At 59.9% G+C, this 13461-nt stretch carries 17 protein-coding genes; all 17 read left to right on the forward strand.

The window, feature by feature from the left end; translation table 11 throughout:
* Window positions 1-291: 291 nt before the first annotated feature.
* The 17 genes from PspCFBP13508_RS17995 (at window position 292) to PspCFBP13508_RS27515 (ending at window position 13460) form a co-directional block, all read left to right on the forward strand.
* Window positions 292-636: a phage holin family protein gene (locus PspCFBP13508_RS17995; protein ID WP_137215294.1), complete on the forward strand. Its 345-nt coding sequence runs from the start codon at window positions 292-294 to the stop codon at window positions 634-636.
* A gap of 156 nt (window positions 637-792) precedes the next feature.
* Entirely contained in the window at window positions 793-1404 is a 612-nt protein-coding gene (locus tag PspCFBP13508_RS18000; RefSeq protein WP_137215295.1) for a terminase small subunit, read from the forward strand.
* 2 nt (window positions 1405-1406) lie between these two features.
* Window positions 1407-3437, forward strand: coding sequence for a phage terminase large subunit family protein (locus tag PspCFBP13508_RS18005; protein ID WP_241669531.1), 2031 nt, complete (start codon window positions 1407-1409; stop codon window positions 3435-3437).
* 1 nt (window position 3438) lies between these two features.
* Window positions 3439-3645 (forward strand): hypothetical protein, encoded by a 207-nt coding sequence (locus tag PspCFBP13508_RS18010; RefSeq protein WP_137215297.1) that lies wholly within the window; start codon window positions 3439-3441, stop codon window positions 3643-3645.
* Window positions 3645-5126 (forward strand): phage portal protein, encoded by a 1482-nt coding sequence (locus PspCFBP13508_RS18015; RefSeq protein ID WP_137215298.1) that lies wholly within the window; start codon window positions 3645-3647, stop codon window positions 5124-5126. The genes PspCFBP13508_RS18010 and PspCFBP13508_RS18015 overlap by 1 nt, the downstream gene beginning before the upstream one ends.
* The gene (locus PspCFBP13508_RS18020) at window positions 5123-6271 is read left to right on the forward strand and encodes a head maturation protease, ClpP-related (protein ID WP_137215299.1); all 1149 of its coding nucleotides are present in this window, start codon (window positions 5123-5125) and stop codon (window positions 6269-6271) included. The genes PspCFBP13508_RS18015 and PspCFBP13508_RS18020 overlap by 4 nt, the downstream gene beginning before the upstream one ends.
* Before the next feature lie 2 nt (window positions 6272-6273).
* Window positions 6274-6618: a head decoration protein gene (locus tag PspCFBP13508_RS18025; RefSeq protein ID WP_137215300.1), complete on the forward strand. Its 345-nt coding sequence runs from the start codon at window positions 6274-6276 to the stop codon at window positions 6616-6618.
* A 63-nt stretch (window positions 6619-6681) separates the two neighbouring features.
* Entirely contained in the window at window positions 6682-7677 is a 996-nt protein-coding gene (locus PspCFBP13508_RS18030; RefSeq protein WP_137215301.1) for a major capsid protein, read from the forward strand.
* Between the two features lie 2 nt (window positions 7678-7679).
* Window positions 7680-8000: a hypothetical protein gene (locus PspCFBP13508_RS18035; RefSeq protein WP_116254767.1), complete on the forward strand. Its 321-nt coding sequence runs from the start codon at window positions 7680-7682 to the stop codon at window positions 7998-8000.
* Window positions 7997-8662 carry a hypothetical protein gene (locus tag PspCFBP13508_RS18040; RefSeq protein WP_100847403.1) on the forward strand — a complete coding sequence of 222 codons (666 nt, stop codon included), beginning with the start codon at window positions 7997-7999 and terminating at the stop codon, window positions 8660-8662. Before PspCFBP13508_RS18035 ends, PspCFBP13508_RS18040 begins: the two co-directional genes overlap by 4 nt.
* Entirely contained in the window at window positions 8655-9167 is a 513-nt protein-coding gene (locus PspCFBP13508_RS18045) for a hypothetical protein (RefSeq protein WP_137215302.1), read from the forward strand. Before PspCFBP13508_RS18040 ends, PspCFBP13508_RS18045 begins: the two co-directional genes overlap by 8 nt.
* Window positions 9164-9730 (forward strand): phage baseplate assembly protein V, encoded by a 567-nt coding sequence (locus PspCFBP13508_RS18050; RefSeq protein ID WP_137215303.1) that lies wholly within the window; start codon window positions 9164-9166, stop codon window positions 9728-9730. Before PspCFBP13508_RS18045 ends, PspCFBP13508_RS18050 begins: the two co-directional genes overlap by 4 nt.
* Before the next feature lie 52 nt (window positions 9731-9782).
* A complete protein-coding gene (locus PspCFBP13508_RS18055; RefSeq protein ID WP_241669532.1) occupies window positions 9783-10031 on the forward strand; it encodes a hypothetical protein in 249 nt (82 codons plus the stop codon).
* 5 nt (window positions 10032-10036) lie between these two features.
* Window positions 10037-10363, forward strand: coding sequence for a GPW/gp25 family protein (locus PspCFBP13508_RS18060; protein WP_137215304.1), 327 nt, complete (start codon window positions 10037-10039; stop codon window positions 10361-10363).
* Window positions 10360-11241, forward strand: coding sequence for a baseplate J/gp47 family protein (locus PspCFBP13508_RS18065; RefSeq protein WP_137215305.1), 882 nt, complete (start codon window positions 10360-10362; stop codon window positions 11239-11241). The genes PspCFBP13508_RS18060 and PspCFBP13508_RS18065 overlap by 4 nt, the downstream gene beginning before the upstream one ends.
* Before the next feature lies 1 nt (window position 11242).
* On the forward strand, window positions 11243-11851 hold the full coding sequence (locus PspCFBP13508_RS18070) for a phage tail protein I (protein WP_137215306.1): 609 nt from the start codon (window positions 11243-11245) through the stop codon (window positions 11849-11851).
* Window positions 11844-13460: a phage tail protein gene (locus tag PspCFBP13508_RS27515; protein ID WP_241669533.1), complete on the forward strand. Its 1617-nt coding sequence runs from the start codon at window positions 11844-11846 to the stop codon at window positions 13458-13460. The genes PspCFBP13508_RS18070 and PspCFBP13508_RS27515 overlap by 8 nt, the downstream gene beginning before the upstream one ends.
* The last annotated feature ends 1 nt before the right edge of the window (window position 13461 follow it).

The raw sequence follows: 13461 nt of genomic DNA on the forward strand, positions 1-13461 counted from the left end.
GAAGCCCCGATTTTAGGCGCTCTCAGGCGTCCCACTTCGATTCTGAAAAGTGGGACGTATGGGACACCGCCGCAACAACAGAATGCCGTGGTGGTGTATTCGCCGACATTCGCTAGGCATTCACCCTGCGTTACCCACTTATTCACCGGGTGGCATTAAAACAGGGTTGCTGCCACCGGAATCGACCTGTAAAAAGTAGTCATCTTCGATAGGTGCGACCGCAGAGAGCGGCAGGCACCACACCACCAAACCCGGCCATTGCGCCGGGTTTTTGCGTTCATGGGGTAGGCGATGACAAGCGAGCAACAAGCACTGGCAGAAATGCCGATCTGGTTAGTGATCGTCCTGGCTCTGGTCGGTGGCGTATCGGGGGAGATGTGGCGGGCGGACAAGGATGGGGCGCGGGGCTGGGCGTTGTTGCGCAGGCTCGCGCTTCGGTCCGGGGCCTGCATTGTCTGCGGGGTGACGGCGATGATGTTGATGATCGCGGCCGGCATGACGATCTGGACGGCGGGCGCCTTGGGATGCCTCACGGCGATGGCCGGCGCGGATGTGGCCATCGGATTGTACGAACGATGGGCTGCCAAGCGTCTGGGCGTCAGCGAAGTCCCGCCCACCGGGGGCACGCAGGGGTGATGCACCGATCTGGGGCGCCGAAAACCGCCGGGGACCCTAGGGGTATCTGAAGGACACGGGGTCGGAAACCCGCGCAACTCGGTATCTGCGAGCACTGAAAACTTACTGAAATTTCAATCATTGAAATCTCATTGAAAAAGGACTGAAAAACTACCTATGACTGAGCCTCTCTACCTATCGAAAAGCGCCTTCGCTGCTCGAATTGGAAAGGCGCCCAGCACCATCACCTGGCTGAAAGACAACGGGCGTTTGGTGATGGCGCCGGATGGGAAACGCGTCGATGTATATGCGACAGAATCCCTCATCAAAGAAACATCGGACCCCAGCAAGGCCGGCGTTGTCGCTCGTCACGAACGTGAGCGGCAGCTCAAAGAAGGTTTCAGCACTGCGGTCCCCGAACCCTCGCAGCCGTTTTTGCAGGCTGCGCAGCCCGCGAGCCTTTCGGCTACAGACGCACTGCCTGACTTCCATAAGGCGCGTGCTCGAAAGGAACACTTTGCATCCCTCAGCGTAGAGGCTGATTTTTACAAGGATCAAGGTGTACTGGTTGAGTCGGCTGTGGTCGACAGAGCTGCCTTCGATACAGGCCGACTGCTGCGGGATTTGCTGATGACCATGCCGACTCAGATCGCTCCGGAATTGGCGGCAATAAACGATCCATGGATGGTGGAAAAACACTTGTTGGCTGCGCTACGTCGAACACTGGAAGACGCCGAACGGATGTCCTCCGCTGATTTGCAGCGTGCGCTTTCAAATGCGGGGAATTAATCATGGTCAATTACGCCGATGGCACTGAGGTATACCGCAGCGGCTACTTTCGCGGACTGCGGCCGGAGCCTGAGCTTTGGGTTGACGAATGGGCCGACCGTTACATGCGGATTCCCCAAAGCCAGGGCGGTGCTGAACCCGGTCCCTATCGCACGGCGCGTACGCCGTATGCTCGTGAGCCGATGCAATGTCTCTCACCGGCGCATCCATGTAAGCGGGTGGTCACGATGATCGCCTCGCAGTTGATGAAGACGCAGATTGCTTTGAACTGGATCGGCGGCTGCATTCATATGGCGCCTGCGAACATCCTTTTGCTGGAACCGACGCAGCGCCTGGCACATGACATTGCCGCTCGTTTCGACCAGGCCGCAGAAGTTGTTCCTGAGTTGCGCGAACGCATTGTGAAGCCGCGCTCAAGGGAGGGCACCAATACCTCCGGAGTCAAACAGTTCGAGGGTGGACGGTTGTTCATTGCGACCGCCGGATCGTCTTCCAACCTCGCAGAAAAATCGGTGCGTTACGTCTACGGCGATGAGATTGATCGTTGGGAGATGGATCTGAACAGCGAAGGCGATCCGGTCAAGCTTGCAGAGGCCCGGGCCTCAACGTTTGGACGCAACGCCAAGTTCTATTTTTCTAGTACGCCAACTCTTAAGGGGGCGTCGCGCATTGATGATCTTTTCCGCATCAGCGATCAGCGCCACTTTTATGTGCCGTGCCCACACTGCCAGCACATGCAGGTACTCGACTGGTCTCATCTAAAGTGGGACGAGGCGTATGCCCAGGTTCAATACCTTTGCAATGGGCCTGATTGCGGCGCGCTCATCGATGAACATGAGAAGGCGACCATGCTGGCGAAGGGGGAGTGGCGTGCTCATTCTCACGGTGACGGCGAAACTATCGGCTTTCAGCTCAATGCCCTTTATGCGCCCCTTGGATGGACTAGCTGGGGCCTGCTAGCTCGCGAGTTCGACTCAGCGATGAGCGAGCAGAAAAAAGGCAATCAGTCGCTCATGCAGGTGTTTTACAACACGAGGCTTGGGCTGCCTTGGGACAGCGCGTTAGAACAGACTAAGGCTGATGAGCTTCAGGCCCGCGCACTGCAAGAGACCTATGTGCTCGGCACCGTACCCACGGGGGCGCTGATGTTGACTGCTGCAGTAGACGTTCAAGGCAATCGTCTTGAGTTCATGGTGATGGGCTGGGGCTTAGGCCTGGAGCGTTGGGTTATCGACCATCAGGTCATCATGGGCGACCCATCCGACGACAGAACATGGGAAACGTTGGACGACAAACTCAAGGCTCGCTACCGCCACCCTAGCGGAGTTGGATTGGGCATCCTTGCCACCGCGATTGACTCGGGGGGCAACCATACGCATGAGGTTTATCAGTTCTGCCGCATTCGTCGTTGGCGAAACGTCTTTGCAGTGAAAGGCGAGAGCCGGCGGGGCAAACCGATCATCGCCCAGCGCCCGTCCCGTGTAGACGTCAACTGGCGAGGCAACATCGAAAAGAACGGTGCTGAACTGTGGATGATCGGCACCGACACGGCGAAGGACTGGATCTATAACCGGTACGCATTGGTGTCTGGGCCGGGTGCCTTGCATTTCGCGAAGGATCTACCTGATGACTTCTTCGCCCAGTGTGTGGCCGAGCGCAAGGTTGCTCGTTTCGTCAAAGGTGAGTGGCGCGTTGAATGGACCAAGGGGAAAGCGGATCGCAACGAAGCGCTCGACCTGATGGTTTATGCCCGAGCAATGGCCGAATACCTGGGCTTGGGGCGTTATCACGAAAGTGATTGGGATCGGGTACGGCAGTCGCTCATGCAGCATCATCTGTTTGAAGACAAGTCAGTCCCCGCTGATCCGGTCATACCTAGATCCTCATCCGTGGAACCTGAGGCGTTACCCGTCACGAAAGCAGTCTCGGCCTCGCCCGTCATCGCTGCTGCGCCACCAGTCACTGCGCATCACAAGCCAAGGGCCGTTCCTCCACGCCGCATCAGTACAAGCGGCTACCTCAAGAGACGCTGATATGTCATTTACCCAGAAGCACCTCGACGCAGTTGAGGCGGCCATCGCTCGTGGTGAGAAAACTGTGCGCTACACCGACCGCACCGTGGAATACCGCACGGTCGATGAGCTGCTCAAGGCGCGGGAAGAAATACGCTCGTCGTTGGCAAGTGCAGCTGGGCCACGTTCGCGCGTAGTCCGGCTGTACCATGCCGGGAAGGGGGTCTGATGGCCCGACAGTTTCCGACGTTGACCCGTAACGGATTTGTCCTGCCGTCCAACATCAAGGCCAGTTACGAAGGCGCCGGAGAGGGGCGACGCTCCACTGGCTGGGACGCTCCCGACAACGGGATCAACAGCATCAACACTCCCGCCCTGCGCAATCTGCGGTCGCGCTCGCGGGCGGCGGTTCGCAATGACCCTTACGCCTTCAACGTCATCGACAAGCGCGTCAGCAACCTGATCGGTACGGGCATCACTCCTCGGCCCACAACCGACGATGATGCGTTGCGCAAGCTTCTGCAGGAGCTGTGGGGGGATTGGGTCGATGAATCGGATGCGGATGATCGCACCGACTTCTACGGCCAGCAGGCGCTGGTAGCACGCACGGTGGAAACATCGGGCGAGTGCTTCGTCCGGTTGCGTCCTCGCAGTCTGGATGAAGGTTTGGCGGTCCCGCTGCAGCTGCAGATCCTCGCACCGGAATTTGTGCCGCACGACAAATTCGAGACCACCAAAAACGGCAACGTCATCCGCGCTGGCATCGAGTTCACACCCGGCGGCAAGCGGGTGGCGTACTGGATGTACCTGTCGCATCCTCGCGATGCAGCCTCGCTGAACGCTGGCTACAACCCACTGGTCCGCGTGCCGGCTACTCAGGTGCTGCACATCTTCGAACCGGTGGAGCCTGGCCAGTTGCGCGGTGTGCCGCGATTGTCGCCGGTGCTCAAACGCCTGCGCAGTCTGGACAACTACGACGACGCGGTGCTGTTCCGTCAGGAAGTGGCCAACCTCTTTGCCGGTTTCATCAAGCGTCCAGCGCCGGACTCGGGGCCTCTTCCCAGAGATCCGGTGACCGGTCAGCCGCTCGATCTGGATCGCGATGGCTTCACCCCGATGGTCGCGCTCGAACCCGGCACCATGCAGGAGCTGGGGGCAGGTGAGGAGGTTGAGTTCTCCAAACCACCGGACGCCGGCAACAACTACCCGGACTTCATGCGACAGCAATTGATGGCTGCCGCAGCGGGGTCGGGCACGCCTTACGAGATCCTCACCGGCGACATGCGCGGCATCAACGACAGGGCGCTTCGGGTGGTGCTCAACGAGTTTCGGCGCCGTCTGGAACAACTTCAATTCAGCGTGTACGTGCACCAACTTTGCCGTCCTGTACGGGCGGCGTGGATGGACATGGCGGTGTTGTCTGGCGTCCTGGTGCTGGACGATTACGCACAGAAGCGCCGCCAGTACCTGCGTACTCGCTGGGTTCCACAAGGCTGGGCCTATATCCAGCCAGTACAGGACGTGCAGGCACGCCGGATGGAAGTACAGGCCGGGTTTTCTTCCCGCAGCGAGATGGTCCTGCGCACCGGCTACGACGCCGAAACGGTCGATCTCGAAAACGCCGCCGATCTGGCACGGGCCACAAAACTGGGCCTCAACTACAACACCCTTGATGCCGTCGATGACACCGACGACAAGGAGCAACCATGAGCAAGAAAGCGCGACCGCGCATTTACAACCGCGCAGGCAAGCGTATCGAAGTTCAGGACAAGACCTGGTACGCCCTGCAGGGCAGCGGAGAAGCCACCGAGCGAGTGATCGAGGTTTTCGTCTATGGCGAGATCGGCGCATGGGGCATCACTGCCAATCAGTTTGTGCAGGATCTGCGTGCCATGGATGACGGTGTGTCTCCGGTGATCGCCGCATTCAACAGTATCGGCGGTGACCTGTTCGACGGGTTGGCCATGCACAACGCGCTGTCGCGGTTGGGCGAGCGCTGTACCGGTCGGATCGATGCGCTTGCAGCGAGCGCCGCCAGCGTGGCCGTATGCGGTGCACATCGCGTTGTAATCGCGGCGAACGCCATGTTGATGATTCACAACCCATACACCTATGCAGGCGGTGGCGCTGAGGACTTCCGCCGGGTCGCTGACGTATTGGATCAAACCTTGGAGGCGATCATTGCGGCCTATAAGGCTAAAGCGCCCGACATCGATGAGGCCGAGCTGCGACGAATGGTTGATGCCGAAACCTGGCTGACTGCCAACGAAGCAGTGGCGCTTGGTCTTGCAGACGAAGTCGGCGACGGCATCAAGGTCAAAGCATGTCTCGGTCAAGGCGCGGTGTTGCAACGGTTCCAACACGCTCCGGCTGAGTTGGTAGCGCAGCTCGACGAGCCACCTGAACCAGATCCTGAACTGGAACCTGTGGATCCGCCGCTGGTGCCGCCTGTAGTTGACTCGGCCAAATTGGCATTGATGATCACTCAGCGCTGCACAGCGGCGGGCATCAGCAATCTGGTCGAGCCGCTGCTCAATTCTACCCAGCTCGAAAGCGAGGAAATCGTCCTCGCCGGCCTGGCACGCGCCAAGGCGGTGAACGATCTCTGCGTGGCCGCGCGTCTGCCGGAATTCAGCGCCGAGTATGTCGCGGCCGGTCTGGATGCGGCGGCGGTGCGGGCGCGTCTGTTCGACAAAATTGTCACCAGCGGCAAGGGCTTCGAAATCGACAACAGTCTGCCGCTGGCGGACGACCCGGCACCCAAGGTGCTGGCCAAACAACCTGACCCCAACTCGATTTGGGCTGCTCGGCAAGCGGCCCAAACAGGAACCGCGCGCGGCGCGAAAGGAGCATGAGCATGACTATCAAACAGGAACCGATGCACGCAGGTGAATTCCTGCTGTCCGAGGGCGCCGGCACGATCTCGCGCGAAGCGATCAATGTCGCGGCGGGTCCAGCATTGTGGCCGGGACAAATTCTCGGGCTGGTGACCGCCACCGGCGAATTCGCACCGTACGAACCTACTGCAGAGGACGGCACTGAAAACGCTGTCGCCATTCTGTACGGCCCGCTCGGTGAATCCGACGTGGTGCGTCGCGGTCGCGCCGTGGTGCGGCTGGCCGAGGTCAGCGAAGCGCACTTGACCGGCCTCGATCTGGCCGCTGAGAAAGCCTTGGCCGCACATTCGCTGATCGTCCGCTAAAGCATTTCCCTCTTTATTTTGCATCCCGCCGCGTGCGGGATTTTTCGTTTCTGGAGAGTACCCATGGCCGATATCGCCATTTTTGACGACGAAGCGTTTACCGTTACCGCGTTGACCGCTGCACTCAATGATCAACCGTACCTGCCAGGGCGCATCAGCGCCTTGGGCCTGTTCCGCGAGGAAGGCATCACCACCCTGACCGTGCAGATTGAAAAGGACGGTGACACCCTGGCACTGGTGCCCGCTGGCGAGCGTGGTGGTTCTGGCCTGGTGGTTGCGGCCAGCAAGCGCAACCTGATCCCGTTCAACACCGTGCATCTGCCTGAGCGCTTCACCATCAAGGCCGACGAGATCCAAGGCATCCGTGCCTTCGGCACTCGCACTGAACTTCAGGCAGTGCAGGACGTGGTCAATGCACGGCTGGCTAAGGCGCGGCGCCAGTTGGATGCCACGCACGAATTCCAGCGTATGGGCGCACTGAATGGTCAGATCCTCGACTCCGATGGCAAAACCGTGCTGCTGGATCTCTATGATCGCTTCGGTGTGGAGCGCCAAAAGTTGTCCATGGGGCTGGCGGATGCGGGCACGGAACTGCGGGTCAAGTGCGGTGAAGCGCTGGACATGCAGGAAGACGCGCTCGGCAGCGTGACCAGCACCGGTTCTCGCGCCTTCTGCGGCAAGAACTTCTGGAACAAGCTGATCGTTCACAAGTCGGTCAAAGAGACCTACCTCAATAGTCAGCAGGCAGCGGCTCTGCGCGGTGATGCTCGTGAAAGCTTCGAGTTCGGCGGCATCATCTGGGAGCGCTACCGTGGCAAGGTGGCCGGCGTGTCGTTCGTGCATGACGACAAGGCGCTTCTGGTTCCGGAAGGCGTGCCGGATCTGTACATCTCGGTGTTTGCGCCGGCTGACTACATGGAAACGGTCAACACCCAGGGCATTCCGTACTACAGCATGATCGAGCCGCTGCCCTTCAACAAAGGCATGGCCGGTGAAGCACAGTCCAACCCGCTGCACCTGTGCACCCGACCACGTGCGCAGGTCCTGCTGGAACTCTGATCGTGGGCTTTCGCGACCTGATCGCCGAGGTCGACGCGGTGGTGTTCGAAACGCTGGGCGACACTGCACGGATCGAAGGTCGCGACGAGCCAGTGTTCGGCATGTTCGCCGCACCCTGGCTGCAACCCAAGTTCGGCAAGCTCAACACCGGGTTGCGCGAGCCACGCTTCGAGATCCGTGTCAGCGATTCGCAAGGTCTGGAGCAGGGCATGCTGGTCAGCGTCGATTTGCCTGCCTTGGATGGTGGAGGTGACTACGACCTGATTCAGCTCGAACCGAGCGGTGACGGCCTGGTCGCTCTGATTCTGAGGTTGCGCCCATGAGTGTCGGCAGCTATTTCAAACCCTCGGCGGGGGGCGGGATGATCTCCATCCAGTCCTCGGCCGCAGACTTTCAGGCATTCCAGGACTTTGCCAAGGTGGTACCGAAAGCGGCTGCGGCGGCGCATCGGCGCGCGATCAACAAGACGTTGGGTTGGTTGCGCACGCACATTGCCCGAGCGGTCAGCCGGTCGGAGCGCATTGCTGTTGCGGCGGTGCGTCAGCGGTTGCGCAGCTATCCGGTTTCCGGCGGGGCTGCGAGCGGCAAACTGTGGTTCGGTTTGAACGCCATCGAATCCAGCCGGATCGGCCGGGCTCGGCAAAGCGGCAGCGGCGTGTCAGTAGCGGGGCGGCGCTACCAAGGGGCTTTCCTCAAGAAGGTCTACGGCAACAAGCCCGACATCTGGATCCGCACAGCCAGCAAGCATTTCAACGCGGACGACTACCCCGACAGCACGGTGTCACCTGGTCGCGGGCCGAGTTCGGGTTGGGTCGCCGAAAACGGCAGTCGTTTCCCGCTGGCTAAGGCCAAGGTATCGCTTGAGCAAGCCCGGCCGCACTTCGACAGCTGGGTGAAAAAAGCGGATGAGCGCCTGCTGGAGATCCTTAAGCAGGAACTCAACTTTGAGCTGCAAAAATACCTCAAGAGGATCGGCAATGTCTGAGGAACCGTTCAGCCTGGACCAGCTTTATCGGGCCGTAGAACAGCATGTGCGTATCCACTTGCCTGGCGTGCAAGCAGTAACAGCCTGGCCAGACATTAAGGATCGCGTGTTGCTGCCAGCGGTGTTTCTGGAGGTGTCCGAGATCGAGCCGGGTACCGATATCGGTACCGGCGAAACCTCGCTGGTCTGCAAGTTCGAGGCTCGGATCATCGTTGACCCGATCAAGCCGCACCATCACCAACAGGCCGTGCAATTGGCGACGCAGTTGGCGGTGCTGCTGCGCGCGCAGACGTGGGGGTTAGCAGTTGAGCCTGCCGAGTTTGTGCAATCGCTGCAGGACTGGACCCAGCCGCACCTGGATGGATACACGGTGTGGCTGGTGGAGTGGACTCAGCAGGTTTATCTCGGCGTTGAGGAATGGCCGTGGCGGGACGAACCACCGGGAACGTTGGTGTTGGATCTTGATCCGGGTGACGGACCATTCAAACCCGAGGATCTGCCGTGAGCTACGCAAGCGCCCAGCATGACCGCATGATCGCGGGAGCGGTAAAGGCTTGCTACGTGGTTGCGGTGGATCTATCAGCTTCGCCGCCGGTATGTCGCGTGTCGGACGGCAGTGAATGGGTCAGCGCTTGGGTGCGCTGGCACAGCATCGCAGCGGGCAAGGCCAGGCACTGGCGGGCACCGTCATTGGGCGAACAGGGCAGTTTGATCAGTCCCAGCGGCGACGTGGCGCAAGGCACGTTTGTTCCTGGCCTGTATGGCAATGCCGGACCGCCGCCAGACAACCGCGATCATGTTGAGGTCTGGCGCTTCGATGATGGCGGCTCGCTGATCTACGACTGGCAGGCTAAGAGCTACACCATCACTCTGCCGAGCGGTACGGTCACCATCAAAGTGGCCAGCACGGAAGCGGTCGTAACCGATAGCGCGGTGAACGTGACCGCCGGCAACATCAATCTGAAAGCGGCGGTGATGATCGACGGTGCGCTACACGTTACCAAGGGCATCACCAGCGCCGGTGCGATCATTGACGCCACCGGCAACAGTAATCACCACACGCATTAATTCATTCACGACAGCCCGCCCAGTGCGGGCTTTTTCATGCCTGGAGAAACAGATGGCCAAGATCGATACGACCGTCACCGAGGTGCAAGCGTCCTCGGAACCGGCAATTGCATCCTCACCGCTCTCATCGCCCGAACTCTTGAAATTCCGTGACAAGCTCTACACGTCGCGACTGTTGGTCGTCCCCGGCACTGACCGTTCCTATCCGGTCGACAAGGCGACGGTCGTGGTGCCGGCCTCCGACATCGAAGCGGTCAGATTCCTGAAAGCCAGCGAAGAATACGAGCCGTTCAAGGAGTGACACCGATGATCGGAATGGATCGCCAGACCGGCCTACCCATATCCGGCATCGAGCACCTGCGCCAATCCATTGCCGACATCTTGAGCACGCCGCTGGGCAGTCGTCGGCACCGTATGGAATACGGCAGCAAGCTACGGCGGTTTATCGATTTGCCCATCAACGAAGGCTGGAAAAGCGCCGTACAGGCTGAGGTCGCACGCGCTCTCGGGCGCTGGGAGCCGCGCTTGAAGTTGGATCAGGTGCGCGTCATTTCCGTCATTGGCGGGCAAATCAATTTGCAAATCGTCGGGACGTACCTGGGCGACAGCGTCACGTTGGAGGTGGCCGCATGAGTACCGTAGATCTGTCATCGCTGCCAGCGCCGACCGTGCTGGAGCCTCTGGACTTTGAAGAGGTTTATCAGGACGGGCTGAGCGTGTTTCGCGGGTACATGGGCGGCAACTGGACGGCCGCGCTGGAAAGCGATCCAGTGGTCAAAGTGCTTGAGGTCGGGGCTTACAACAAGGTCGGCAACCGCGCCCGAGTCAATGATGCCGGCAAGGCGCTTTTACTGGCGCATGCCATTCGCGGCGACCTCGATCACTTGGGCGCAAACGTTAATCTGAAGCGCCTGGTCATTCAGGCCGAGGATCTGCTGGCGGTGCCGCCGGTGCCCAAGGTCATGGAAGAAGACGACCCGTTTCGCGAGCGCATCCAACTGGCCTATGAAGGTTTGACCACAGCCGGCCCGCGCAACAGCTACATCCTGCATGCACGCAATGCCTCTGGGCTGGTGGCAGATGCCACGGCGGAGAGTCCGAAGCCTTGTTACGTTACGGTCACGGTGCTGGGGTTGGACGGGGAAGGCGAAGCGCCGCCGGAGCTGCTGGCGACTGTGGCCGCTGCGCTGAATGACGATGACGTGCGGCCGGTCGGTGATCGGGTGACTGTGCAGAGCGCAGAGGTGATCCGCTACGAGATTGACGCCATTTTGCACATGGCCAGCGCGGGTCCAGAAGCGGACGCCAGTTTGGCGGAGGCGAAAAGCCGCTTGGCAGCCTGGATCAATCCACGCAAGCGGCTGGGCGTCGAGGTCGCCCGCTCGGCTGTTGACGCTCAGTTGCACGTTGCCGGAGTTGCCCGGGTTGAGTTGGTCGGGTGGCAGGATCTGGCCCCGACCAAGGCTCAAGCGGCTTTCTGTACGAGCTACAACGTGAGGCTGGCGGTCTGATATGAAAAGTCTCCTACCGCTCAACAGCACGCAACTGGAACGGGCCATGGAGGCCGCGTTTTTCGAAAAGACGATTGTCCCTCTGCGCGACCTCTACAACGCTGATACCTGCCCGGTGCATTTGTTGCCGCACCTGGCATGGGCGTGGTCAGTGGATCGCTGGGACTACCGCTGGACGGAAGCAACCAAGCGCGCGGCCATCAAGGCGTCGTACTACATCCACAAGCACAAAGGCACCATCGGCGCGTTGCGCCGGGTGGTCGAGCCGCTTGGCTACCTGATCGAGATTGTCGAGTGGTTCAACACGGTGCCCGAGGGAGTGCCGGGTACATTCGCGCTGAAGGTCGGGGTGCTGGATACCGGCATCACCGAAGAAATGTATCAGGAGCTTGAGCGCCTGATTGACGATGCCAAGCCCGTTACCCGGCAACTGACCGGGCTGGCAATCAGCCTGGAAACGCAAGGCGATTTGAATATCGCCGTGTCCCTCTATGAAGGCGACGAAATCGACGTTTACCCGCCCGTCATGCGTGACATTGAGGTCACTGGCAGCTTTGGCGTGGTCGGCCGCGAACACACCATAGATACCCTGGACGTTTATTATGATTGATGCGAATTCGCAGTTTTTCGCGATCCTTACAAATGTGGGAATGGCCAAGCAGGCGAACGCCGACGCGCTCGGCATTCCCTGGCTGATCACGCAAATGGGCGTGGGGGATGCCAACCCGAACGGGCTGGCCGATCCGCCCAACCCGGTGCCGGCGGCAGGTCAGACCAAGCTGCTCAACGAGTGGCGCCGAAAGCCGCTGAACCAACTGAAGATCGACCCGGTCAACCCGGCGGTAATCATCGCCGAGCAAATCATTCCGGCCGATGAGGGCGGTAAGTGGATTCGCGAAATCGGCCTCTACGATGCAGACGGCGATCTGGTGGCGGTGGCCAACTGCGCGCCGAGCTTCAAGCCGCTGCTGTCGCAAGGCTCGGGCCGCACGCAAATTGTGCGCATGAATTTCATCGTCACCAGTACCGGCAACATTCAGCTCAAGATTGACCCGGCGATTGTGCTGGCCTCGCGGGCCTACGTCGATGCGGCGATTCTGGAAGTGCTGCCGAAGAACAAGGCGGCAGGCCAATACACCCGCGTCAAGGTCAACGATCGCGGCGTGTTCGTGTCGGGTGATAACCCGGAAACGCTGGCTGGGATGGGCATTAAGGACACCTACACCAAAACCGAAATCGAGGCGATGATTGCGCAAGCCTCGGCTTTGCCGGTCGGCGCGACAGTGGCGTTTCCGCTGGACAAGGTGGCGCCGGGTTTTCTGGAGCTTGATGGCAGCGTTAAGAGCATTGCTGTCTATCCAGATCTGGCGGCGTTCCTCGGCACGGCGTTTAACAAGGGAGACGAGGGTGCCGGTAATTTCCGCCTGCCGGAATCGCGCGGCGAGTTTCTGCGCGGCTGGGATCATGGGCGCGGTGTAGATGTTGATCGGGCAATTGGTAGCAGTCAGCTTGATGCCTTGCAGAACATTACCGGCCAATATGCTGCTAACAACGGCGTACAGCTCGCGGCTACAGGAACGGTGTTAGGCGCTTTCATTGCGACGGCGAATGGCGGGACACAGCTTCCGAACGGAACTGCCTCCTCCGGCGTGATCAATATGACGTTTGACGCTTCCAGGGTGGCGCGAACTGCTAACGAAACGCGCGGCCGTAACTTGGCGGTAATGTGGTGTATTAAGGCGTGGAACGCACCAATCAATCAGGGAAATATTGACGTTGCTGCACTCGCGGCTCTAGCGACGCAGGCCACGGAAATAAAGCTGGGTACAGCGAAGATCGCCACGCAGGTGCAGACCGATGCGGGCACCGATGATGCTACGATCGTGACGCCGAAGAAGCTGCGCTGGGGATTCTCGATTCTGAAAGGTCAAAATGGCTATATCGTCTTCCCGTCATGGCTGGGCGGGATAATCATTCAGTGGTTGACCAACAATACAGGGCAAATTTCCCAAGGGTTTGCAGAGGATGTAACCGGGCCTTGGACGCTAGCATTTCCCAATGCGTGCTGGCATGTGATCGGCAGTACGGGCAAGTCAAATAATGGTAATGGCTTCGCAACCTGCCGTATTGATAACTTCACACTGCTCAGTGTCAGCTCTAGCACCTATGCCCACATTACCGGCTGGGTGGCTCGTAAAATATTTGCTATCGGAAATTGAG

The organism is Pseudomonas sp. CFBP13508, assembly GCF_005233515.1.
GTDB classification, from domain to species: Bacteria; Pseudomonadota; Gammaproteobacteria; order Pseudomonadales; family Pseudomonadaceae; genus Aquipseudomonas; species Aquipseudomonas mercuritolerans.